Annotated in this window: 23 protein-coding genes; 16 read left to right on the top strand and 7 right to left on the bottom strand. The window is 42.5% G+C overall.

Annotated features, from left to right (window positions below; genetic code table 11):
* Positions 1 to 250 precede the first annotated feature (250 nt).
* Positions 251 to 622, top strand: a complete 372-nt coding sequence (queD, locus tag R7Q41_RS16660; RefSeq protein ID WP_017820449.1) for a 6-carboxytetrahydropterin synthase QueD — start codon at positions 251 to 253, stop codon at positions 620 to 622.
* A gap of 88 nt (positions 623 to 710) precedes the next feature.
* Here the strand turns inward: queD and R7Q41_RS16655 are convergent, their stop codons facing one another.
* The 5 genes from R7Q41_RS16655 to R7Q41_RS16635 form a co-directional block, all read right to left on the bottom strand.
* A complete protein-coding gene (locus R7Q41_RS16655; protein ID WP_017636099.1) occupies positions 711 to 1,178 on the bottom strand; it encodes a GNAT family N-acetyltransferase in 468 nt (155 codons plus the stop codon).
* A 94-nt stretch (positions 1,179 to 1,272) separates the two neighbouring features.
* The gene (locus R7Q41_RS16650; protein ID WP_318144589.1) at positions 1,273 to 2,988 is read right to left on the bottom strand and encodes an EAL domain-containing protein; all 1,716 of its coding nucleotides are present in this window, start codon (positions 2,986 to 2,988) and stop codon (positions 1,273 to 1,275) included.
* 208 nt (positions 2,989 to 3,196) lie between these two features.
* Positions 3,197 to 4,558, bottom strand: coding sequence for an L-serine ammonia-lyase (locus tag R7Q41_RS16645; RefSeq protein WP_005376899.1), 1,362 nt, complete (start codon positions 4,556 to 4,558; stop codon positions 3,197 to 3,199).
* 97 nt (positions 4,559 to 4,655) lie between these two features.
* Positions 4,656 to 5,909, bottom strand: coding sequence for an aromatic amino acid transport family protein (locus R7Q41_RS16640; protein ID WP_318144588.1), 1,254 nt, complete (start codon positions 5,907 to 5,909; stop codon positions 4,656 to 4,658).
* Between the two features lie 345 nt (positions 5,910 to 6,254).
* Positions 6,255 to 6,854, bottom strand: a complete 600-nt coding sequence (locus R7Q41_RS16635) for a CoA pyrophosphatase (protein WP_115386131.1) — start codon at positions 6,852 to 6,854, stop codon at positions 6,255 to 6,257.
* A 231-nt stretch (positions 6,855 to 7,085) separates the two neighbouring features.
* Here R7Q41_RS16635 and R7Q41_RS16630 point away from each other — a divergent pair, with 231 nt between their 5' ends.
* Both R7Q41_RS16630 and R7Q41_RS16625 read left to right on the top strand, forming a co-directional pair.
* Positions 7,086 to 7,625, top strand: coding sequence for a heme NO-binding domain-containing protein (locus tag R7Q41_RS16630; protein WP_005388282.1), 540 nt, complete (start codon positions 7,086 to 7,088; stop codon positions 7,623 to 7,625).
* A gap of 7 nt (positions 7,626 to 7,632) precedes the next feature.
* A complete protein-coding gene (locus R7Q41_RS16625) occupies positions 7,633 to 9,333 on the top strand; it encodes an ATP-binding protein (RefSeq protein WP_005388280.1) in 1,701 nt (566 codons plus the stop codon).
* Between the two features lie 365 nt (positions 9,334 to 9,698).
* On the opposite strand, the gene pabB is transcribed toward R7Q41_RS16625, so the two are convergent.
* Positions 9,699 to 11,063, bottom strand: a complete 1,365-nt coding sequence (gene pabB, locus R7Q41_RS16620; protein WP_318144587.1) for an aminodeoxychorismate synthase component 1 — start codon at positions 11,061 to 11,063, stop codon at positions 9,699 to 9,701.
* A 270-nt stretch (positions 11,064 to 11,333) separates the two neighbouring features.
* Between pabB and R7Q41_RS16615 the strand changes: the two genes are divergently transcribed.
* From R7Q41_RS16615 to R7Q41_RS16580, 8 genes are all read left to right on the top strand, one after another.
* The gene (locus tag R7Q41_RS16615; RefSeq protein WP_005376905.1) at positions 11,334 to 12,851 is read left to right on the top strand and encodes a fumarate hydratase; all 1,518 of its coding nucleotides are present in this window, start codon (positions 11,334 to 11,336) and stop codon (positions 12,849 to 12,851) included.
* Positions 12,852 to 13,025: 174 nt separating this feature from the next.
* Entirely contained in the window at positions 13,026 to 13,211 is a 186-nt protein-coding gene (locus R7Q41_RS16610; RefSeq protein ID WP_005376906.1) for a hypothetical protein, read from the top strand.
* 256 nt (positions 13,212 to 13,467) lie between these two features.
* On the top strand, positions 13,468 to 14,844 hold the full coding sequence (locus R7Q41_RS16605) for a YcjX family protein (protein ID WP_064368575.1): 1,377 nt from the start codon (positions 13,468 to 13,470) through the stop codon (positions 14,842 to 14,844).
* The gene (locus R7Q41_RS16600; RefSeq protein WP_005388274.1) at positions 14,841 to 15,881 is read left to right on the top strand and encodes a YcjF family protein; all 1,041 of its coding nucleotides are present in this window, start codon (positions 14,841 to 14,843) and stop codon (positions 15,879 to 15,881) included. Before R7Q41_RS16605 ends, R7Q41_RS16600 begins: the two co-directional genes overlap by 4 nt.
* 100 nt (positions 15,882 to 15,981) lie before the next feature.
* Positions 15,982 to 17,526, top strand: coding sequence for a transcriptional regulator TyrR (gene tyrR / locus R7Q41_RS16595; RefSeq protein WP_017820442.1), 1,545 nt, complete (start codon positions 15,982 to 15,984; stop codon positions 17,524 to 17,526).
* Between the two features lie 36 nt (positions 17,527 to 17,562).
* Positions 17,563 to 18,147: a ribosomal protein S5-alanine N-acetyltransferase gene (gene rimJ / locus R7Q41_RS16590; protein WP_005376916.1), complete on the top strand. Its 585-nt coding sequence runs from the start codon at positions 17,563 to 17,565 to the stop codon at positions 18,145 to 18,147.
* A gap of 1 nt (position 18,148) precedes the next feature.
* Positions 18,149 to 18,736 carry an HD domain-containing protein gene (locus tag R7Q41_RS16585; RefSeq protein ID WP_005376917.1) on the top strand — a complete coding sequence of 196 codons (588 nt, stop codon included), beginning with the start codon at positions 18,149 to 18,151 and terminating at the stop codon, positions 18,734 to 18,736.
* Between the two features lie 13 nt (positions 18,737 to 18,749).
* Positions 18,750 to 19,223, top strand: a complete 474-nt coding sequence (locus tag R7Q41_RS16580; RefSeq protein ID WP_017636094.1) for a DUF2947 domain-containing protein — start codon at positions 18,750 to 18,752, stop codon at positions 19,221 to 19,223.
* 43 nt (positions 19,224 to 19,266) lie between these two features.
* Here the strand turns inward: R7Q41_RS16580 and R7Q41_RS16575 are convergent, their stop codons facing one another.
* Positions 19,267 to 20,229, bottom strand: a complete 963-nt coding sequence (locus R7Q41_RS16575; protein ID WP_017636093.1) for an integron integrase — start codon at positions 20,227 to 20,229, stop codon at positions 19,267 to 19,269.
* A 253-nt stretch (positions 20,230 to 20,482) separates the two neighbouring features.
* Between R7Q41_RS16575 and R7Q41_RS16570 the strand changes: the two genes are divergently transcribed.
* The 5 genes from R7Q41_RS16570 to R7Q41_RS16550 all read left to right on the top strand — a co-directional run bounded on the left by R7Q41_RS16570 (position 20,483) and on the right by R7Q41_RS16550 (position 24,571).
* Positions 20,483 to 20,863, top strand: a complete 381-nt coding sequence (locus R7Q41_RS16570; protein ID WP_318144586.1) for a hypothetical protein — start codon at positions 20,483 to 20,485, stop codon at positions 20,861 to 20,863.
* Between the two features lie 114 nt (positions 20,864 to 20,977).
* Positions 20,978 to 21,352, top strand: a complete 375-nt coding sequence (locus R7Q41_RS16565; RefSeq protein WP_025441761.1) for a hypothetical protein — start codon at positions 20,978 to 20,980, stop codon at positions 21,350 to 21,352.
* Between the two features lie 135 nt (positions 21,353 to 21,487).
* Positions 21,488 to 22,192, top strand: a complete 705-nt coding sequence (locus R7Q41_RS16560; protein ID WP_318144585.1) for a hypothetical protein — start codon at positions 21,488 to 21,490, stop codon at positions 22,190 to 22,192.
* 151 nt (positions 22,193 to 22,343) lie between these two features.
* Positions 22,344 to 22,628, top strand: coding sequence for a MazG nucleotide pyrophosphohydrolase domain-containing protein (locus R7Q41_RS16555; RefSeq protein WP_025794344.1), 285 nt, complete (start codon positions 22,344 to 22,346; stop codon positions 22,626 to 22,628).
* 647 nt (positions 22,629 to 23,275) lie between these two features.
* Positions 23,276 to 24,571: a hypothetical protein gene (locus tag R7Q41_RS16550; RefSeq protein ID WP_318144584.1), complete on the top strand. Its 1,296-nt coding sequence runs from the start codon at positions 23,276 to 23,278 to the stop codon at positions 24,569 to 24,571.
* The last annotated feature ends 198 nt before the right edge of the window (positions 24,572 to 24,769 follow it).

The following is a 24,769-nucleotide window of genomic DNA, read 5'->3' as shown; positions in this document are numbered from 1 at the left end:
AACTAGTATCTACTAAATGGGTTGCATTGAGAGTTCTTTTTGTCATGAACTTACTTTTAGAAAGCTTGCACGTTGGTTCTGTGCTAAGGATAATAACCGTGTCGTTATTTATCGCTCTCTGCTCCATCATTAGGATTTTTTGTACATCGAGGAGTATGAGAAATACAGCGTGTATGTGAGTGTTTCTATCGAGACGTATTAATACTCAAATCGCGGTGTGAAAAGTCATTTAAAACAGAGGTTTACTAAGTTGTCATCTTATACATCTGAAATATACAAAGAGTTTATGTTCGAAGCAGCACACCATTTGCCACACGTACCAGAAGGTCACAAGTGTGGTCGTTTGCACGGACACTCTTTCCTTGTTCGTCTTTATGTAGAAGGTGAAGTTGATCCACATACAGGTTGGGTAGTGGATTTTGCAGAGATCAAAGCTGCATTTAAACCAATTTACAATCGCTTAGACCATTACTACCTAAACGACATTGAAGGGTTAGAGAACCCAACTAGCGAAGTGTTAGCAAAATGGATTTGGCAGCAGCTTAAGCCAAGCTTACCACTGCTAAGTAAAGTAGAAATCAAAGAAACGTGCACAGCGGGTTGTATTTACAAAGGCGAATAAGTCACTTTCTATTGAGCATTAAACAAGGCAAGCGAGAAGCTTGCCTTTGTTGTATCTGAATGGCCCAATTTTGATTATGCTTCACCAGCTAGCTTAGTGGGTGTCGTAGAATCCATTCTTTTTCATTATCACCCAATGTTGTTTCCTCTGTATTAATGAATCCGCACGCATCAAAAAAACTGATAGCGTATTGCTGGCTTTGTGGAACAGTGGCGCAAAGAGAGGTGCTTTTAGGGTTAATGGTATACGCATAAAGGAACAGTTTACGCAATGCCTCACTCCCAACCCCTTGACGTTGGAAACGTTGATCAATCATCAAGTACTTAAGCTCCAGTTCGTATCGTTTAGCAAACGGCGCATGTTGGGAGAAACCTTTATCGATAACAAGATAGCCTACTAATAGATCATCAGAATAAATCGTAAAGAACGCCTCTGACTTACTACGTTTTTGATAAGCCATTTCAAACGGTGTAAAAAATCCTTTTTGCTCTTCTTGCACATCCAATTGCATCAAACTTGAAAAATCTTTCAGTTTGGTGGGTTTAATCGCAATCATCGCTTAATCACAAATTGGCGGCATACCGTTATGCCACCACGAGTTTTTATAGAGTATTAGATCTATTTTAAGTAACTAACCGAGTGAAGAAAAGCTAGCAATGAAGAGGGTAATAATAACCTTGGTGAATATAGGCGCCCAATGTTGTGAGTAAGTGAGCACTGTCTGCCGTTTCTACGCCTTCAACAATGACCGTGCAGCGATACGTATTGCCCATAGCAATTAACTGACGCAAGGTTTCTATCTTTTTATCATCAGATTTTAGGCCAATAACAAATTCTCGGTCGATTTTGAGGTAGTCCGGATTCAGCTTGCTGATAAGCGCCACATTATTATTGCCGGTGCCAAAGTCATCAATACTGATTTTACATTCCAGAGCTTTTAGTTTCGCGACATTGCCATAAATCTCAGAGGTATAGTACATCGATGCATTTTCTGTGATTTCGATTGTCAGCAAACGGCAATCCCGATTAGATAGCTCTCTATATAGGATTGAAAAGTTACGCCCTCGCAGCAAAGAAGGACAAACGTTAATGCTGATAGGGATGGGCAACGCTTTTTGTTTGGTGTAGATGGAATCAATCACCAGTAAGGTATGAGTTAGCAGCAATCCATTGCGGATCAGTGTTTCAATAAACCGTTGCGTATTTTTTACCTTAAACCGGGAGAGGGCTTCGTAGTGCACAATCTTTTGTGCCGAAGTGTTATAAATCGGTTCCAGTTTTATTTTGAATTGTCGAATTGCGCACAAGTAAGCCATAAAGGCTTGTAGGGAGCGGTGACGCAGTATAATGAGAAAAAGTAAGCTCAGTAGAATGATACTTTGAAACGGTCCAGAGATGTAATACACCTCTTTATAGCCACTATTCTTTACGTGATAATTGAAGAAGCGTTCATTGGTGTTACCAATCTCTAACGATGTTCCGGTATTCGTTGATAGCTTCATACCGGAAAGAAAAAAACGTGAAATATGATTTTCAACATTGTCGGATAAGTTAATGTTTTTAACACGAACCAAAACAGTTGCGTTATTTAAGTCAAATGATTGGGTAGTGTAATTGCTATTGTTACTCCACTCTTCAAACGCTTTTTTGCTGACAGGGACAACGGTTTCTGGAGTGACTAAGCATCGAATATTGAAACGATCTAGCATCATGCTCGATTCCACCAACTTCACATTATCAAATAGTGACTTCAGTTCGCTTTCATTAGCAAAGCAACTCCTGCGGGAAAGGTTCTCTGCAATTTCGAAGGCGTTATCCAGATAATTATGTTTAACGATGCTGTTTATCGCGTAGTAACAGATAGCAAAGAAAATGATCGCAGTGATCAACACAACCCACATTGCTTCTGAATAGATCTTTTTATTACGCAGGCAAATACGAAGCGCTTTGCGAAGACTATTGGTTGTGTATTGATTGATCTTCTGTTGATGTTCGATGCCATTCTGATGGTTGTTTTGCATAGTAAAAGGGATGAAGTATCCGGTCCGGTGAATGTTTTCGATAATGTTTTTGTTAGTGGTTAAATGTTCTTCCGTGAGCTTGCGAAATTTCTTTCTTAGAGCGGCCACCGCGTTTTTAAAGCCATTTTCAGGCAGTGTCATTTTGTATTGTTGAGTGATTTTGCTTTCTATTAACCGCTGACTAATCGGCGTATTTAAACTGCCGTATGTGGCGATAGTTGACAGAATGGCGTACTCATTTGGGTTGACAGGAATGGAGTGGTGGAGTGACTGATTGAGCTCTAGAGATATTTCGTTTTCGGACAAGCAAACGCAGATTTGGTTTCCAATTTCAAACCTAATCATGTGTTGATGTGCTCCAAGTTTAATTTTTGGCTACGTTATCAATAAAGCTAGGGAAGAGATGTGATTTTTTACTGAGATATCCATAATATTTGGATATATTCAACGTTTTAGGTTTTTTTTTGTCCTGATAACGCATTCTCCTGGGTTTTTGGGGTATAAAAAAACCCGAGCATAAACTCGGGTTTTGATTGGTATTCAGAAAGGCGTGTTAGCAAATCACTTTGATTGCTAGACCACCTTGAGATGTTTCGCGGTATTTCGCGTTCATGTCTTTACCTGTTTCTAGCATGGTTTCGATAACCTTATCTAGAGAAACAGTTGGAGCTGAAGAGCGACGTAGTGCCATACGAGTAGAGTTGATTGCTTTTACTGCCGCAATACCGTTACGCTCGATACATGGAACCTGAACCTGACCTGCAACTGGGTCACACGTTAGACCTAAGTTGTGCTCCATTGCGATTTCTGCTGCCATACATACTTGCTCTGGGCTACCACCCATAAGCTCAGCAAGGCCTGCTGCTGCCATAGAACATGCCACGCCAACTTCACCCTGACAGCCAACCTCTGCACCAGAGATCGACGCGTTACGCTTGTAAAGACCACCGATTGCGCCAGAAGCTGCAAAGTAACGAATGTAATCTTTTTCAGTCACAGTTTGGATGAACTTATCGTAGTAAGCCAGTACCGCAGGGATGATGCCACACGCACCGTTAGTTGGTGCTGTAACAACGCGGCCACCTGCTGCGTTCTCTTCGTTTACTGCGAAAGCAAACATGTTTACCCAATCAACAACAGACATTGGGTCGTTTGTCGTCTTTTCTGAAGTAAGTAGCTGCTGGCGAAGTGCTGCTGCACGACGAGGCACGCGTAGTGGACCAGGCAAAATACCTTCTTCATTCATACCGCGATCCATACACTCGCGCATTGTGCGCCAGATGTTCGCGAAATAAGTACGAGTTTCTTCATCTGAATGAAGCGCATGCTCATTCTTCATGGTTAGTGCGCTGATGGACAATCCACTTTCGTGGCATTGGTTAACCAGTTCCTCTGCCGTTGTAAACGGGTAAGGTACTTTTACTGGGTTCTCAGCTTCTTTACCGAAATTTTCTTCATCAACGATGAAACCACCGCCGATAGAGTAGTAAGTTTTTGAGTACGCTTTTTCGTCATCAATCCAAGCGTGGATCTGCATGCCGTTTTCGTGTAGCTCTAGGTTTGTTTTGTGGAAGTTCATTCCACCTTCACGTGGGAACGATACTGTGTGACAGTGCATGCCAACAGGAAGGCGTTCAGTTTCTTCTACACGAGCGATAAAGCCCGGGATAGAATCGATATCAACTTTCTCAGGAGTGTTGCCTGCAAGACCCATGATGATAGCAATATCTGTGTGGTGACCTTTCCCTGTCAGTGATAGTGATCCATAAACGTCAACGGTGATTTTAGTGATGTCGCGCAGTTTTCCCATTGCACGAAGATCATCAATAAACTCTTTACCCGCTTTCATTGGGCCTACAGTGTGTGAGCTTGAAGGTCCAACACCGATTTTATAGATATCAAAAACACTAATCATATCGATTACCTCAGAAGAAAGCCTCCCAAGGGGAGTTGGGAGGCTTAATTTTATCGTTATATTTTTGGATTAATCATACTGCACTGGGCAGAGATGATTAAAGAGCGCCGTAGATTACAGAACTAATTGCAGCAAGACCACAGATTGCTGTGAAAATTTGCACAGGTGCTGAAGTTTTGTACTTAGCCATCGCAGGAACTTTTTGCATTGCGAAGATTGGCATCAAGAATAGGATTGCCGCAATCATCGGTGCACCCATTGTTTCAATCATACCTAGGATGCTTGGGTTAACGATAGCAACGATCCAAGTTGTGATTACAATGAAGATTAGAGACATCTTCTCGATCTTGCTTACTGGTGATTTTGAACGAGATTTCACTAGACCAACTAGACCTTCGTGCGCACCTAAGAAGTGGCCAAAGTAGCTAGAGGTGATCGCTGCGAAAGCAACCAAAGGACCCATGTAAGAGATCAGTGGAGATTCATGCACGTTTGCTAGGTAAGAAAGAACAGAGATGTTTTGCTCTTGCGCTGTTGCTAGTTGCTCTGGAGACAGAGAAAGTACAACAGAGAAAACGAAGAACATAACAAAGCCCATCAGCATCATTGCTGCGCCACCAGTGATAGCGTCAGTTTTCTTAACTGCGTCATCACCGTATACACGACGTTGCTCTTTAGAGAACTGAGAAATGATTGGGCTGTGGTTGAAAGAGAACACAATAACAGGGATTGCTAGCCATACGATAGCTGGCATTGCACCCCAGTCAGGCGACACTTCCATCATTGAAGTGTTCCAACCAGGAATTAGGTATACAGACAATGCTAGTAGGATGAACACGAGAGGGTAAACCATTGCTGAAGTTGCTTTCAGCATAAGCTCTTTACCGAATACTACACCTGCTGTCATTGCAGCAATAAGCGCACCAGAAAGTAGCCAGCGAGGAATAGATTCCATGCCTATTTGGTTAACTAGGAAAGAGTCAACTGTGTTTGTGATACCAACACCGTAGATAAGTACGATTGGGTAGATAGCGAAGAAGTAAGCGAACGTAATAAGGTTTGCGCCAGTCTTACCAAAGTGCTCTTCTACTGTGTCGGTGATGTCTGCTTCAGGTTTTTTTGCAGAAAGAACGAAACGAGCTAAAGATTTGTGTGCGAACCAAGTCATTGGTGCTGCGATTAGGGCTAGGATTACTAATGGCCAGAAGCCACCTGCACCTGCTTTAATAGGAAGGAACAGTACACCTGCACCTACTGCCGTACCAAAAAGGGACAGACACCAGGTAAAGTCTTTGTAAGAAAACTTACTAGACGATTGTGCGGTAGAAACCGCAGAAGTAGTTGTATTCATTTTTTAGTTACTCATTTTGGGAACAGGAAATAAGTCGGGAGTAATTTTGCAAGATTTTACACTAGGAAAATTAGATCTAAATCATTTATTGCTTACGCTTATTGAATGATATGTCAAAAACCTGCTTTTTATCACGAAAATGATGTGCTACTCGTGATTTCTGCTAATGAGTAAAATTAGAAAAACTTATCAATAGGGCTGTTTGTATAAATTTATTTCACCGCAAGCGTTTGCGGTGAAAATGGAAAATTAATCTAATGTGAATGAATGTTTATGAAGCAACGTTTTATTAATATTGATGCGCATAATGATCGCGCCTATAAAAGCACCGATATCAACAACTGTTTAATGTGAAATAATATGTTTTTGCATTGATTCGATAATTTGTGCCGTCATGCCCCAGATGAAATGCTGTTTATATGGGATAGCAAATACACGATGACTGCTTCTTTTTAGGTCAAATTTGGTGCTATACAATTTTTTGGGGTTCAGAATATGGTTGGCAGGAACCTCAAAAACTGACTCTACTTCATTTGGGTCAATATGCGTTTTATATTCTGGAGAAACAAAAGCCAAAAAAGGCGTCACATTAAACTGACTAATCGTTGGTAGTGTAGGCAGTTGACCAAACACATGAATATGCTCATCTTCTATCCCAACTTCTTCTTTGGTTTCCCTTAAAGCGGTATTCACGAGCTGAATATCTTCCTGCTCATATTTGCCACCGGGAAAGCTGATTTGTCCCGGATGATGGCGTAAGTGGGCTGCACGCTTAGTCAGAATGACTTGTAACCCGTCATCGCGTTCCACAAAACCGATTAAGACTGCCGCATCTCTCAGGGACTTTTCTTTCATCCATTTCAGTCGTGCAAGGGACTCTTTGTGGTAGCCCGTTGGAAGCCGAAATTGAAAGTTCTGTAGTAAATGAGTTTTGTCGATAACCAAACTGAGTCCTTATTTATCGTGCCTAACCATTATTTATTATACTCAAAGACGGCAAAGCGTATGGCGTTATCGTTACTGGTTACCAAATAAAACATTCGCATTAAAGCACTCGCCAGCACTTTCCCTCTTTGTGTTGTGTGTCTCACTCTGCTTGAACATATTAATTTGAAACTTATAAGGTTATACACCATTCTTTATTTTAGGACGTCACTATAGGACAAGTATTGGCCAATGAAAGGGATTATTTTCACCGAGTTCATGGAGTTAGTAGAAGAGAAATTCGGTCTTGATGTGTTAGACCAAGTTCTCGATCTTTCTAACGATGAAGGTGTTTACACCGCTGTTGGTAGTTACGATCACAAAGACTTGGTTAAGTTGATCGTGAATCTCAGTAAAGTATCTGGTGTTCCCCCCGAGCAACTGCAAGAAGTGTTTGGAGAGTGCGTCTTTTTGAATTTACTTCGCTCCATTCCTAGTCACGCCAGTTTGCAACAGTGTGAAACGACGTTTCAATTTGTTCGCCATGTTGAAGACTTTATTCATGTCGAAGTTAAGAAGCTCTATCCTGATGCTAACCCTCCGCAATTTGATTTCATTAGTGAAAACCAATCCCAATTGGTATTTGACTACCACAGCGCAAGATGTATGTCTCACGTATGCTTAGGATTGATAAAAGGTTGTGCTGCACATTTTGGTGAGGTAGTTCATATCAAACATCAAAACCAGTCAGAAGATGGCAGCAAAGTACGTTTTTGGTTAGAGGCTCAATAAGAACGATATGACGGGAAGTTCCTCATTAGAAAGGAAACTCAAACGAGAAGTTGCATCAAGAAAAGCAGCTGAGCAGCTGTTGGAACAGAAAAGCTTAGAGTTATATGAATCCAACCAGCAACTCAGTGTTGCATTGAAAAAGCTAGAGCTGAAATCTAAAAAGGATCTTCGTAAGTTTGAGTTTGAAGAGCAAATTGATGCCACGTTGATTAAGTTCGGTCGTACTTTTTTATCGAGCACGTTCGATGAAGCAATGATAGCGAGCTTTATTGAGCAGCTCACTTCTAACTCGATCATTTCTGCGGCTTACTTGTTTCTTGACGCTACAAAGCTGAGCTCATTGCGTCGTCATCACTTTGGTCACTTACAGCTTCGTCATAACAACGAGATTTTAACCTCTCCTAATTGGCAGGGAGAGAATTTGCATTTGCCAGTTATCATTGATGGGGAAACGGTTGGGGAGTTGATTTTCTCTGTGTTGCAAGATCAAATCGATCAGTCTTTTATTTCCAAACAGATGGAGCTCGTGTCTGACTTAGTTCATGGTGTTATTGGTCGACACTTAAGTTTAGAGCGAGAGGTCGAGCTGAGAAAGCGGGCTGAGGAATCAGAAAAAGCGACGAAGGAGTTTGTCGCCATGATTAACCATGAGCTGCGAACTCCTCTCAATGGCGTATTGGGTAGTGCGGAGTTATTGAGTCGAACCCAATTAGAAGAAGAGCAGCGTCAATACTTGAGCAATTTGACTCAATCAGGGGACTTATTGAGAGTTATCATTAATGATCTTCTTGATTTCAGTAAGATGAATGCCGGTATGATGGAAATCATACATAAAGTTTTTGCCTGGGAGGAGCTTGAAAAAGCCATAATGGGTGTATTTGCAGCTAAGGCTGCGGAAAAACGCATCCATTTCTCTATCGACAAAAAGCTGGGGATTCCAGAGTTTTTAGTCGGTGACTTAGAGCGCATTACACAAATTTTGGTTAACTTGGTGGGAAACGCGATTAAGTTTACTCACTTGGGTGGTGTCGTGTTACGGGTGGAATGGCTTAACGGCACGGCTTATTTTGAGGTTGAAGACACTGGTATTGGCATCCCAATAAAAGCACAGCCGTCACTCTTTGATCCATTTGTCCAAGTTGATCGCTCGGCGAAACGCAGCTTTGAAGGCTCAGGTTTAGGTCTCGCGATTTGTAAAAATCTCGTGGATTTGATGCAAGGTCAAATTAGCTTTGAGAGTGAAGAGCGCAAAGGGACAACTTTTAAAGTTGCTATTCCTCTTGAGGAAGGGCAAGCACAAGGCACAGCAGAGGGGGAATTGGTCACCATAGAGCGAAGCGATTTAGCAGGACGGTCAATATTAGTGGTTGATGACATCAGAATGAATCAAGTCATTGTTACTCAAATGCTGAAAAAACTCGACATTACACCTGATTTAAAAGCCAACGGCAAAGAAGCATTAGAAGCGGTGAAAAGTAAAGACTACGAACTGATATTCATGGACTGCCGAATGCCAGAAATGGATGGTTATGAGGCGACGATGTATCTGAGAGAGCGTGGCTTTACTCATCCTATTATTGCATTAACCGCTGGCACTACCATCGAAGAGCGTCAAAAGTGCATTGATTCAGGCATGGACGACATCCTCACTAAGCCGTACACCGCAACCGATATCGAACAGATTATGTGTAAGTGGCTTGAGCAGTAGACGCTGCCTCTTAAAAAGTATGTTTGTTGGCCAACGGCTAAAAGCTAAAGTACATGCAAATAAAACACACAAAAAAACGCACCACACTGGATAATGCCGATCATTTAACGATGTTTTTTGGGTCATTCTAGCGAGCCTTGGCGAGACTAAGAATCTAGTAGCAGCACGCCGAGCGGATAATGAAACAAATTTGACCACAAAGTGCTTGAATAGAAGAACCTGTATCACGCTCTTTCGTCGCTGTGCAGGGTGATGAGATACAGAAATATGCCACTCGCTGTTAAATGAGCGGCATTATCCGTTCTGGAGGCGTTTTAGATTGTTTTCGTCAATAGCATTAAAGCGGCGTTGTGTGCTGTTGAAACCTACGATTGCAGCGCTGGCAAAATCTTTGAAAGCTTATCCAACGTTTCTTGATACTCAGAGGCGCAATCGCTATCTGCCACGACGCCGCCGCCAGCCCAAGCGTAAAGTTTGTTTTTTTCCGCTACAAGAGTTCGGATAGTAATGCTGGTGTCCATACGACCATGGCGTGAAATGTAGCCAATACTGCCGCAATACGCGCTGCGTCGATGCGGCTCCAGTTCTTCAATAATCTGCATTGCGCGAACTTTAGGTGCTCCCGTAATTGAACCGCCTGGAAAACACGCTCGCAGCAAATCCGCAGGAGCGTATTGTTCATCCAAATTTGCACGAATGGTGCTCACCAAATGATGCACGGCAGGGAAGCTTTCAATATCGAACAACTTTGGCACGTGAACGCTACCCGGTGATGCAACCCGACCAATATCATTACGCAGCAAATCGACAATCATCAGGTTTTCTGCCTGATCTTTTTCCGCTGTCTGCAAGTCATGGGCATTAGCGTTATCTTTCTTTGGATCTTCGCTGCGTGGGCGAGTACCTTTGATTGGTTTTGTTTCAATGACGCGATCTTTGAGCTCTAAAAAGCGCTCTGGAGAGATACTCAAAATCGAAGACTCAGGCATACGGATAAAAGCGGAAAATGGCGCTTGGTTGGCGGACTCTAATTTTAGATACGCTTGCCACTCACTGCCTTGATACGGTGCGTTAAAGCGTTGCGCCAAATTGATCTGATAACAGTCACCGCTCAACAAGTATTCTTGCACCTTGTCAAAGCGAGTGGCGTAGCTCTCTTTTGTCATGTTTGACTGCCAAGCACCAGACAAAGCGAAGTCAACGGTTTGTTCTGCTTTTTGCTCGTTTAACCATTGCCAAGCTTGCTCGATGTTCTGACCGACTAAGCATGCTTTTTTAAGCTTGTGGTCAACAACGACGGCCCATTCATACAGACCTACCGCCATATCCGGCGTGTTGAGATCTTTTTCTGCCACTTCTGGCATCGTTTCTACGCGGCGACCTAAATCGTAACTGAAGTAACCTAGCGCACCGCCGACAAAAGGCAAATCCAATTCTTTATTTAACTCTACGTGAGGAAGCCACTGTTCTTGCATCTGATGAAGCAGCGCAAATGGGTCATCTTGAGTTGAATAGGCATTCGATGGCGTTTCAACTTGTGTGTTGTCGGCAGTGGTTTCTAACGTTGCAATTGGGTTGGCAACCAATACATCGAAGCGGCTATCGATATGCGTTTTTGATGCAGAACGCAGCAACATCGCCCAAGGTAGGTGTTGAATGCGAGAAAAAAGGTGAAGAGCAAACTCTGGTGCGTATTCCAACGCTTTAAAATCAATGAATTGATTGTCCATGTTGTTCATTTGTGTAATTTGTGACAAAGAGATCGTTCACTGCATGGCATGTCATGGGCAGCAAGAGTATCATATTCCTCTGTATAGCCAAACTCCCTCTATTCATAGGGTTTTGAGATGGTTTACAAGTAGGCAACTTCAGCATTTCGTGTGTCGATATCAGCCGTTCGACAATTGTTTATAAAAAACGAACCTCAAAAGAGCAATAAGCTCAACAAACACGATTGAAGCTAAGCCAATAATGGAAGCATAACTATAACGAGGCATGTAATGACGGTAATACGCAAGCAGGATGTGATCAGCAGTGTCGCTGATGCGCTACAGTATATTTCTTACTACCACCCGCTAGACTTTGTTCAAGCTCTTGAAAAAGCCTATCACCGCGAAGAGAGCCAAGCCGCTAAAGACGCGATTGCTCAGATCTTAATTAACTCCCGAATGTCCGCAGAAGGTCACCGTCCAATTTGTCAGGATACTGGTATTGTGACGTGTTTCGTCAACATCGGTATGGGCGTGCAATGGGATTCGACCGACATGACGGTTCAGCAGATGGTAGATGAAGGTGTTCGACAAGCGTACACGAACCCTGATAACCCGTTGCGTGCGTCAGTACTTATGGACCCTGCTGGTAAACGTATTAATACCAAAGACAACACGCCTGCCGTCGTACATATCAACATGGTTCCGGGCGATAAAGTTGAAATTCAGATCGCTGCGAAGGGCGGCGGTAGCGAAAACAAAACTAAGATGGTGATGCTAAACCCATCTGACGATATTGCTGAGTGGGTAGAAAAAACGCTACCAACAATGGGGGCTGGCTGGTGTCCTCCTGGCATGCTTGGCATTGGTATCGGCGGTACGGCTGAAAAAGCAGCGGTATTGGCAAAAGAATCTCTAATGGAACACATCGATATTCAAGAGCTTATTGACCGTGGCCCACAAAACGCAGAAGAAGAGCTTCGTTTGGATATCTTCAATCGCGTGAACAAACTTGGTATCGGTGCGCAAGGTCTTGGCGGTTTGACGACTGTTGTCGACGTTAAAATCAAAACTGCGCCAACGCACGCGGCTTCTAAGCCTGTTTGTTTGATCCCGAACTGTGCGGCGACTCGTCACGTACACTTCACGCTTGATGGTAGCGGCCCAGCAGAGCTAACACCACCTAAACTAGAAGATTGGCCAGATATCACTTGGGAAGCGGGCGAAAATACGCGTCGCGTAAACTTAGACACAATTACTAAAGAAGAAGTACAAGAGTGGAAGACAGGCGAAACGGTTCTTCTATCAGGTAAAATTCTGACTGGTCGTGATGCTGCGCATAAACGTATTCAAGGCATGCTAGATAACGGTGAAGGTCTACCTGAAGGCGTAGATCTCAACGGTAAGTTCATTTACTACGTAGGCCCTGTCGATGCAGTTGGTGATGAAGTCGTTGGTCCTGCTGGCCCAACAACATCTACGCGTATGGATAAATTCACCGACATGATGCTAGAAAAGACCGGCATCATGGGCATGATCGGTAAAGCTGAGCGTGGCCCTGCAACGGTTGAATCTATCAAGAATCACAAAGCGGTTTACCTAATGGCTGTAGGTGGCGCTGCATACTTGGTGGCGAAAGCGATCAAGAAAGCTCGCGTTGTCGCATTTGAAGATTTAGGCATGGAAGCGATTTACGAATTTGAAGTTGAAGATATGCCAGTAACAGTGGCTGTCGACTCAAATGGTGTTAACGCGCACCAAATCGGTCCAGACACTTGGAAAGTGAAAATTCAAGAGATGGAAGCATAAGGCAAAGGGCAATCTTGCTGCGTCTCAGTAGAGAGAATGTGACAAGGTGCTGATTTACCTAGCAAACAATTGACAAAAGTGCAGCGAAACCTGCACTTTTTGTCTATATAATTAAGGATATAAACCTTTAGGCATAGCAATCAAACGTTATGCGAACAATAATTAGGAGACGGCATGCCTCGTTTTATTCAGATTCTACAAATTATTCTTGCTGTAGTGATAGGTGGCTTTGTTGGCTATGACTTGATTCTTCACGGTATCAGCATCTTTGATGAAAAGTACGTAACCATCACATGTGTGTTGTGGTTGATTTTGGAAATCGCTCTATTTGTTATCTATAAGTTGATCGAAGACGACTAGGCTTAAAGAAAGCGGGTTCCTGTTTAACATAGTAATCAGCGCATATAGAGTTACTAATGCTGTAGATTAAGTAAGCCTCTGAACCACTCAGGGGCTTTTCTTTTTTTAATACAGCATCAAGCCGGATGTTTTGTTCATCTTTTATTAAGGTATATAAAGTTAAACTCATAGAATTCGGGATAGAACAGTATTCATAGATCGAAATTCGAAGTCGCTGACAACGTTGTTTTAAAGTGGAGTAAGATAAAGAAGCGCAATGAAAAGAATAAAGAAAGAAGTTAATGACTTTATCAACAGAGGTATGGACTCTAATGTTCGAATTGCTGTCACCGGACTTTCTCGTGCCGGTAAGACGGCATTCATCACGTCATTAGTGAATCAGCTTCTTCATACTGCAACCCATGACAATTTGCCTCTTTTGACTGCGGCTAGAGATAAGCGCCTTATTGGGGCGAAGCGTGAGCCTCAATCGAATATGATGGTGCCACGCTTTGCTTACGATGAGGCGATGAGCCAAATTCATGCCACTCCACCTCAGTGGCCAGTACCGACACGTGATGTGAGTGAGATTCGCTTAGCGCTCAAGTACAAACCAAATAAAACTACGAAAAAGCTGTTGAGTAAAACCGCAATTTTAAATGTTGATATTATCGACTATCCAGGAGAGTGGTTGCTCGACCTGCCTTTATTGGACATGGACTTTGCAACGTGGTCGCAAACTCAGTTTGATGCACTTAAAGGCCAGCGTGGCGATTTAGCCAAAGCTTGGCTTTCTGAACTGGAGAAAGTGGATCTCTTTGCAGAAGTGAATGAGAAACTACTTGAGAAAGTTGCACACACATACACCGAGTACCTTCATGCTTGTAAAGACGTTGGCCTTCATTGGGTTCAGCCTGGCCGCTTTGTATTACCTGGTGAACTAGCAGGTGCGCCGGTACTACAGTTTTTCCCGTGTCGCGTTGATTCGGAAAGCAAAGCGTCCAAGGGCAGTAACTTAGCGATGCTAGAAGCCCGTTTTCAGGAATACCAACAGAAAGTAGTGAAAGCGTTTTATAAGCATCATTTTGCGACCTTCGATCGCCAGATTGTACTGGTGGATTGTTTGCAGCCTCTCAATGCTGGTGATGAAGCGTTTTACGACATGCGCCAAGCGCTAGAACAGATCATGCATAGCTTCCGTTATGGTCGTAGTAGCTTTTTGCGTCGTTTGTTCTCACCAAAAATCGACAAAGTGTTGTTTGCTGCTACAAAAGCGGATCATATCACGCCCGATCAGCACCCAAATTTGGTGTCTCTGCTCCAACAAATGGTGCATCCAGCATGGCAAACGGCAGCCTACGAGAATATTGAGATGAGCTGCATGAGTATCGCTTCCATCCAAGCAACCACGACGGGGTTTATTTCCTCTGGAGATAAGACCATCCCGGCGTTACAAGGAACAACATTGGGTGGTGAGCCGATGACTATGTTTCCCGGAGAGGTGCCGAAAAAGCTACCAAATGCAGCTTATTGGCAAAACAACGGGTTTGATTTTACGTCGTTTCGTCCGATGCCCTCACCGAATGATGAGCCAGTGAAGCACATACGCTTAGACAAAGCACTGGATTACCTGATTGGAGATAAATTGAAATGAGTGAGTTGAAGCAAAAACAAGTTTTCTCTGAAAAGGTAATGGAAAAAGAGCAGCAATCGAATCAACCGGAGTTGACGGCGCAGCAAACATTCGGCGAAAAAGAAACATTTGTACCTGTTGAAGTTAAAGAAGCGCACCAGGAGACCGAACAGGAATTGCAACTCGAGCATGTCATTCGTCCAAAATCGGGCAGAAAATGGCTCGCGACTGGCGCATTTGCAACTTTTGCTGGTTTGGTTGGCTGGCAAGCGGTGGACTCGGTTATAACCGCAATTCAGGCTTCTGATTGGCTGGCCTTAAGCTGGACGGGGTTTATTGCTGCGATCGCTTCGCTTGGTTTAGGAGCTATGGGTAAAGAGCTTTGGAAACTGCGAAAACTACGAAATCATTTTAGTGTTCAAGAAGAAGCAGAAGCACTTGTTAATAGTGAGAGCGTTGGGAAAGGGAAAGCCTTTTGCGAAACCGTAGCAGAACAAAGTGGTGTGATGGCAGAGAATCCGGGCTTTGATCGTTGGCAGAACAGTATTAACCCTGCTCATAGTGACGCTGAAATTCTTGATATGTATGACTCGATGGTGGTGAGCCAACAAGACAAGTTGGCAACGAAAATCGTATCACAGCACGCAACCGAGTGTGCGGCCCTAGTCGCCGTGAGCCCTCTGGCTGCCGCTGATATGTTGCTGGTGGCGTGGCGAAATTTCAAAATGATCGACAACCTCTCCAAAGTATATGGGGTAGAGCTAGGTTATGCCTCTCGCATCAAGTTACTAAGAGCGGTATTTGTCAATATGGCGGCGGCTGGAGCCAGTGAGCTCGCTATTGATGCCAGTATGGATTTGATGTCGATGGATCTTGCTGGCAAAGTTTCTGCTCGTGCAGGGCAGGGACTAGGTGTTGGTATTCTAACGGCACGTTTGGGCTTGAAAGCGATGACCTTATTGCGTCCACTACCCTGGTATCCTGACCGTCAGGTTAAGTTGGGCACCATACGCAAGGCAGTGGCGGCGAAAGTTGCATCAATTACGATGAAACCGTAACGAATATCAACTTTGATGGATAGGATTGCTTGACGCCATTCCAAGCATGATAGAAACTACTGTCAACTTTTCCTGACAGTTGTGAATTGGGATATTTTAAGTGCGTCTTGAAGTCTTATGTGAAGATCGACTCGGCTTGACCCGAGAACTGCTCGATATTTTAGCGTCTAAAAGCATCGACTTGCGTGGTATCGAAATCGATATTAGCGGTATTATCTATTTGAATTGCCCGGATATTGATTTTGATACGTTTAGTGAGCTGATGGCTGAAATCCGCCGTATTCCGGGGGTGAAAGACGTACGTAAAATCCAGTTTATGCCGATGGAGCGCCACAATACGGAGCTGCTCTCGTTAGTTGATAACTTGCCCGATCCGGTTTTTGCCATTGATCTTAAAGGTGCCGTAGACATGGCAAACATGTCTGCACTTTCATTGCTTGGCCTTCACAAGCAAGAAGTGATTGGTACTCAAATCGGTGCTTTGTTACCAAGTGTTCGTTTCTCTCGTTGGTCTGAAGGTGTTAATGGTCGAACGCGGGAAAACCTTGTGATTGATGGCTTGGACTATGTTCTAGAGTTGATGCCCGTTTATATCCGAGACGAAGCGCAAAACTCGACTCTAGCGAGTACTCTAATGACGATTCGCTCTAGTCAGCAAGTTGCCAGAATTGAAGAAGCACTACCGCTGCATAATCCTCTGGGTTTTGAGCACTTTGTTGGTATATCGAACCGTCATAAAGCACTAATGAACCAAGCTAAGAAGCTGTCTGTGCTTGACCAACCATTGTTGATTGAGGGCGAAACGGGGACTGGTAAAGAAATGCTTGCTAAAGCTTGCCACAGCCGTTCTAGCCGCGCGAGCAAGCCATTCCTAGTTTTGAGTTGTGCTTCTATGCCTGACGATGTAGCAGAAACCGAACTTTTTGGTCATGCGCCGGGTTCATTCAATCATGAACAAGGCCACAAAGGCATCTTTGAGCAAGCAAATGGCGGCACGGTATTTCTTGATGAAATCGGTGAAATGAGTTCGCACCTTCAAATCAAGCTGTTACGTTTTCTACAGGATGGTAATTTCCGTCGTGTCGGTGCAGAAGATGAGATGCATGTCGATGTTCGTATCATCGCTTCAACAAAACATAACCTTGCCGAGCTTTCTGAAGCAGGAATGTTCCGTGAAGATTTGTATTATCGTCTCAACGTACTTACGCTCAGCATTCCTCCGTTACGTAAGCGCTCAAACGACGTTGCACCATTGCTTGAGTTGTTTGTGGCGAAACATGCTCAACAGCTTGGGATTGATAAGCCAGAGTTTGATGATGGTCTAGTTGATGCCCTTGCAAATTATCAGTGGCCAGGAAACATGCGCCAGCTGGATAACATGGTTCTTCGAGCGCTCACGGAAATGGATGGTGATATACTAAACGCGGATCACTTCAATTTACCTCAGCCTCAGTCAGTCGGCGCTGGTAGTGCAACGCTTAACATCGACGGTTCTTTGGATGAGATCATGCGTGATTATGAATCTCAAGTTCTGGAACGTTTGTATCAGTCATTCCCATCAAGCCGCAAGCTTGCTAAGCGCTTGAATGTATCGCATACCTCAATCGCTAATAAACTGCGTGATTACGGTATACGTAAGAATTAATCGAATTGAACGAAAAGACGGAATTAATCATTTGTAATGGAAGATAACAGCTCATCTATCGCCGTTCATAAGTTGGACGGTGACTTGCTTCTTCGTACCGCTGAAATCGGTGACGCAGATATGATTGCCGAATATTTTCAAGCCAACCGAGAATACCTGAAACCGTTTGAACCGAAACGTGAAGAGGCTTTTTTCTCAGTGAACGGTTGGTTGCAAAAGCTTATCAAGCTCAATGAGCTGCATCGAATGGGATTGGGGTATTATTGCCTTTTAGTCAGAGCCTCTTCGGGTGAAATGCTAGGTACGATATCCTTTAGTAGTTTGAGTCGTTTTCCTTTTTATTCTTGTAACGTCGGATATTCTCTCGCTGAAAAAGCGCAAGGGCATGGTTATATGCGTCGTGGATTAACCATGGCTTGCGACTACATGTTTAACGTTCAGAAACTGCATCGTATTCAAGCTGGCTACATGCCTCACAATAAACGCAGTGAAGCTGTGCTAGAGCATGTAGGTTTCAACCGAGAAGGGTATGCAAAAGATTACCTTTTGATTAATGGTGAGTGGCAAGACCACGTTCTAACGTCGCTTATTAATCCGAATTGGCAGCCAGAAGGGCGATAGTATGGAACGACTGGAAAAGCAGTTAGCACTTGTAATCGAGCTCGATAAACTCAAAAGCATTTTGCGCCGAACTCGAGTTAAAAGTGCTGAAGGGCGCCTCGAAAATAGTGGTGAGCATAGTTGGCATGTCGCACTGATGGCAATATTGATGGAAGAGCATGCGAATGCACCTGTTGATATTTGCCGAGTGATGAAAATGTTATTGATACATGACGTAGTAGAGATCGACGCGGGCGATACCTTTGTTTATGATACTGCTGCGTCTCAAGAGCAAGCAGAAAAAGAAATTAGAGCTGCAGAGCGCTTGTTTGGTATGTTACCCAGCGATCAGGAGCAAGAGCTATTGGCGCTTTGGCATGAATTTGAAGCCGCGCAGACCGATGATGCTAAGTATGCAAAAGCACTCGATCGGTTAATTCCAATGCTCTTGAACTACCATAATAATGGTCAGAGTTGGAAGGAACATGGTGTCTCACGCGAACAAGCACTTACCATTAATAAACGAATTGAATTTGGCTCTGTTACCTTATGGGACAAAGCGAAAGAGTTGATTGAAGAAGCCACAGAGAAAGGTTGGCTGAAATCGTAATAAAGGAGACTGAATGTCTTATTTGCCTTTGGACGAATACCAAAGAAAATGGATTTTTACGCATCAGTCGATGCCTGTGCCAGAAGAAGATTTGGCTTTTATTAAGCCGATGAGCCAAGCCCGCTCAGCACAATTTTGGAAAGAAAATATCAGTGCTCAAAGCCCTGATATGGATAGACTAAGTTCCCAAGACTGGCCAATGAACGAGGCGAATTGGTCTGAAACTGTGGATTGGATGGCTGCGTGGGAGTCGGATGATCCTGACATGCCAGCGGAAGCTGAGGCACATATCGATTGGCAAGACGATGTAACCGTTTACTTTTGCTACGAGAAGTACAATGTCATCGAAACGAAATGGTCTATTTTTAAAAAGCACTGGAAGAACTTTCTCTTTTATGACGATGGTCCGATACTAATAGGACGTCGCCGTTCGCAAGCACTTTGGTTTGATTCAAAAGGCAATGTGAAACTCGGTGTTCGTCAATAAAGAGTTATAAAACAAAGCCACCTTTCGAGGTGGCTTTGTTTTTCTAAAGGCTGGATAATGGACTCAACACACCACCAGCCCCGCGCTCGATAACGTGAGTATAGATCTGCGTGGTTTTTACATCAGTATGCCCTAATTGTTCCTGAACAGTTCTAATGTCTGCGCCAGATTCCAATAAGTGCGTGGCAAAACTGTGTCTTAGTGTGTGGCAAGTTACAGTTTTCTCAATGCTTGCGTCGCTTGCCGCGCGCTTTACTGCTCTTTGTATTGCGCTTTCATTGATATGATGCCTTCTCAATTCACCAGTGTCTCGATCTGCGCTTAACTTTGTTGATGGAAACAAAAAGTGCCAGTTAAAATCTAGCTCCGCTTTTGGGTATTTACGTCGTAAACCTTCAGAGATGTATACGCCCGCATAACCAGGCATGTGCCTATCTTTAAAGTAGTAGTTTCTTGCTAAATTAACTTGAGCTTTGAGTGGTTCATGTAGTTCTTTGGCTAATGTGACTGTACGATTTTTACCTCCTTTTCCTTGCCAAACGCGAACTGCACCATAATCATAATCGATGTCTTGAACTCTTAAGCGTAAACATTCCATAACTCGAAGCCCGGAGCCGTAAAGTAGCTGAATATGGAGTCTATACCTCGGGTCGATATGCTGAACGAATCTTCGGATCTCCTCCCTGGTTAACACAACGGGAAGTTTCTTTTCGGTCAAGGATTTCTGAAATCTCATATCAAGTGATAGTGGGGTTTTAAAATAATCACGATATAAAAATGATATTGAGTTCAGCGCCAAAGCTTGCGTTTTTACCGCAACTTTTTCTTCTACCGCTAAGTAACTCAGAAATTGAATGACATCATCTTCTGCTAGTGTTGATGGGTGGGCGAGCTGGTGAAAAGTGATAAAACGTTTTATCCAAAATAGATAACTTTCGATAGTTTTATTCGCATAATGACGAGTAAGCATGTGCTCTTTTACACTAAGTAAAAACTGACTTTTCATGATAAATTAACCTGTTTATTTACACAGTTCCGTTAATGTATCACCACTTTTGAAATTAGCGTGCTGTGCGCCGCCTAATTGCGCGCGCCACCACACATATTCATACTGTTTTTCTATTTGTTTCATACAGATAAGTGCTACGATTGATAGCGCTTTTGATAAGAAAGAAGGCGGTAGCCTGCCAGAAAGACGGCAAGTCGCCGTATAGAAAGCGTTAGGCGTAAATCATTTTTCCGCTATTTATAGGAGTTCTATGCCTGAATTTGAAGTTACAAAAGATGAGGATAATCAACAACCCATCCCTTCGATTTGGCGTCCAATGTTTTGCAGTATTGTAAAATCATTTGTAGAGCGTGATTACACAATAAGTAGTGGCTTAGAAGGTCTAGCTCCTGTTACAAGTGAAACCTCAACTCAAATTGAAGAGTTCATTGATGATTACGGCGAGTTGTTGATAGAGCTTCCTGATGAAACTTGGGAATCGTCTATTTGTATGTGGATGGGTAACCATTGGGATGTTTTAATTGATTTGTGGACTGAGTCAGAAGGCAGGAGTGATTTAGTACTGAGTGCACAAGTTACTGAATCAGAGAATAGTTTTGTTGTTAATGTTGATATGATTTATGTTCCGTAAATACGCCTAACAAAGCATTTAAGAGTGACTCGCAACGCTTGGCAGTTTCGCTTCGCTCAAGTATAGCCAAGCGCCGCTCACACCTTAATGCGGCGTTATGTGTAAGGAGGAGAAATGGAGTTCATATTATATATTGCTGTGTTTTTATTAATTGCAGTTTCTTTCGCTCACTCTTACCTTGGCGAGCGTTATATTCTCTCTAGATTGTTCAAACGAGATAATTTACCAAAGCTCTTTGGTAGCGACGACTTTACGAAACGGACATTGCGTTTTGCTTGGCATTTAACGTCAATAACATGGGTTGGGTTTGCGGGTATTGTTGCCGCGTTAGCTCAGCCTGAATTAAACAAATTTATGGTTGGACAAATAGTTTCAATTACGTTTGGTACACACTTTGTCATTGCTTTATTTGGCTCTAAAGGTAAGCATTTGTCTTGGGTGCTATTCGGTTTGGTCAGTATCCTAGTACTGGTGGGAACTTACACATAACAAAGCATTCAAGAGGGATTCACAACGCTTGGCAGTTTTGGTTTGAATCAACTTTAGTGTTTACGGCACAATAGCTTAGGTTGGGTGGTGGCGTTGTTCACCCCTTAATGCGGCGTTAGGTTAAAAGGAGATAAGGTGTCAATTTTTACACGTAAAAAAGAAACAGAAGTAGAAAATAACAGCAAGTTTATTCCATATCATCATCTGGCTATTTTTGATCGTACTCATAAGCCAACAAAACGTGGAGAAGGAGTGGCTTGCGCAATTATTTGCTACACGGTTGTTGAAACATTCATTAATGATGTTATTGCGATGTATAGCTTTTTTGGTTCTACGCCAGTTCGTGTTGGTGAAAACGGTCATCCAGCTGATTATTATCTTTCAGATGTTGAGCGCGAAATGTTAGATAGGCTAAAGGCTGCTGAACGCAAAGATATTCTATATAAACTTTCGATTATCGGTGAGTGGGAAGAGTCAGAAAAATGGTATCAGCAGCTCAAGGAGTTAAAGCGAATTAGAAATGAGTTGGTGCATTTAAAACCAGAAGAAGTCATCATTTGTAATGATACTGGAAAATTGTCTGGATACCCCAAATTTCTAAATAACCTCCTCCAGAAAAAGATAATTGAAGCACCCAACAAGGCAACCAGTTGGATAGAGTTACTCGAAAATAGAGAGTTCTGTTTGTGGTGCCAAGAAGTTACATACCAGATTATTAAAGCGGCTAAAGGAAAGTTGCCTGCGTCGAATGTTAAAGATTACTTTAACGAGGAAACTTACTTCCCTTTTAGCAGTGACGTAATGAGAGAAAGATATAAGCACAGTGATAGTTTAACCTAACAAACTGTTTAAGAGTGATTCGCAACGCTTGGCATTTTTGCTATGCGTTGCGTTTAGTGTTTAAGGTGGCATGCGGAAGCATCGGTATTGCGTTGCTCACACCTTAACAGGGCGTTATACGCTTAATAGAAAATGATACAAAAAGGACGTTATGAAGTTATCTGAGTTACAAAGTCATATAAAAGAATTCGATTATGCGCCAGAGCAATCTGGACACTATTTTTTAAAACTAATCGAAGAAGTTGGCGAATTATCGGAATCTATTCGCAAAGGTAAAAGTGGGCAACCAACGCTAGATGAACTTAAAGGTTCAATCGCAGAAGAGTTATATGACGTCTTGTATTATGTTTGTGCTTTAGCCAATATTCACGGTGTAAACCTTGAGAAAACGCATGAACTAAAAGAAGTTTTGAACAAGGTTAAGTACAACCGCTAGAACGCGTATAACAAATTGTTCAAGAGGGATTCAGCACGCGTGGTATTTTTACTATGCGTTGGTTTTAGTGATTAAGGCGGTATGTGGTAGCATCGGTGTTGCGTGCTTCACCCCTTAACAAGGCGTTAGTTGCCTACGAGGAAAACGCAGCTAAAGCAGAATGTTTAGAATTAAAATCAGTGTGTTTTTGGTGGCGTTTCGTACATAAATTTTGAATCGTTCGGGGGGGGCGTGAAAATCGTTCTCAGGTTTCTTTTGAGGTTGAATTTTCTGTTTCAGAAACCGATTTATTTGTTGAAAGTCAGCTCGGTGACATTGTCTGTCTAAAAGAGCTTTTTGGTGTTGTTGGTTCGTTTTCTGCGGCGCTTTGAGTTCCAAGTGGTTTCAGTGACAGTCGCTTTGAAACTACGCCTGATTTTAGTTTTCAAAACACATAAAAACAGTGTTGGCAAAGCAGTCATTGGCTTCAAATCAAAGCTTTAGGCTTGGCAACTAACAAAGCATTCAAGAGGGATTCACAACGCTTGGCAGTTTTGGTTTGAACTAACTTTAGTGTTTACGGCACAATGGTTTTGGTTTGGTGGTGGCGTTGTTCACCCCTTAATGCGGCGTTAGAACAATTGTCAGGCATATGAGATGAGGTACTTATGATTAAAGGAAGAGCTTTAGACAAGCTTAGTTATGATAATGATGGTGAAGAAGCTCTGACTTCAATTATTGAATACTTCGGAATAGATTACTTAGAGTCAAACTCTAACCACACATTACCAACATTATGGAATCGACCGGATCGCTTGGCCACGGTAGAACTTTATACTTTAGGTAAGTGTTTACAGCAATTTAGTGAAGAAAACCAAAAGTGGCTGAAATCTACAATACGGAAAATAAAAAAAGAGAACCCTAGAAACACACTTGGTTTTTTCACTGAAATATTCTTTTTTGGTGTTTTTAGTCTGTTTGAGTCAAAAATTCACCCAGCTCCTGGTAAGAATCCAGGGTATGATTTTTCCATAGATCTTGTTAATGGAAACAGCCAAGTTGTTTCCATTAAAAATATCGATGCTTCAGATTCTTATGCTTTTTTTAAGTCACAAAGTGACTTAGTGAGAAGTACATTTGTTAAAGCACTAGCCCGTAAAGGGTATGGATTAAGCTTACAGATAATATCAGATAAAATCTTAACCAAACCAGATTTTGATAAAATAACTAAATTTCTTAGCAAAGGTCGTTTTAAATCAAATCAGTCTTATCAATTAGATAAATCTATCTTACTTAATTTTACATCTCTTCCATCAACGGAATATGCCTATTCAAGGCAAAAAGTATCCCATACCATTCAAATTATGAGTATGCCAGCGGAAAGTGAAAAATTGAGATATGTAAAGAAAATAAGGCAAGCTGTAAATAATTTAAATAAAAACGTAGAAACTAAAAGTAATCAAGTGAAAGTTGTATTTATGCGTATGCATGAAGGGGCTAACTATAAACATATGGAGCAACCAATAAAGGAACTAATAGATTCAGAAGAAATAGATTGTGTAATTTGTTATCAACCAACATACGTTCGCAATGAACACAATCAATCGCATCTAAATCATTGTATAAAATTTGAAGCTAATGCTAAATATGCGCTTAATTTAGGAGGAGACGATTGGTTCCAACTAAAAATACCAATTGGCTCATACTCAACTGAACAAGCACCTCTAAAACTTGTGGATTCAATAACATCTAAACAAACTTCAATACCAGATGATAGCTATGTTTATCAAAGAGGTGACTTGTTTACGGTGGCAGGAGCAGATAAAGAGGGAACTATTTCTCATAACGAAATTGGTTTATTAGCACCTGGTATTGTAAGACATGCAGTGATATTGATGAATGGGAGCGAGTTTTATATTGATCCAAAAATTAGCCCTAAGCATGAAGAATTATCCATCATTTAATTGTTCTAACAAAGCATTTAAGAGTGATTCCCAACGCTTGGCATTCCTCATTCCATCGTTGGGTTTCGTGTTTACGGCGGTTTGGTTAAGTTTCGTGGTAGCGTTGCTCACACCTTAATGCGGCGTTAGTACGGGTTTGACGTCAAAGGTCATAAGTTTTGGTGTTTATCTGTTTTCGCGCTCGTCTTTACACCTTTC

This window comes from Vibrio sp. 2096, from assembly GCF_033339595.1.
Taxonomy (GTDB): Bacteria; Pseudomonadota; Gammaproteobacteria; order Enterobacterales; family Vibrionaceae; genus Vibrio; species Vibrio alginolyticus.
Note: the sequence above shows the minus strand (reverse complement) of the source record. Positions and strands in the feature narration are given on the sequence as shown.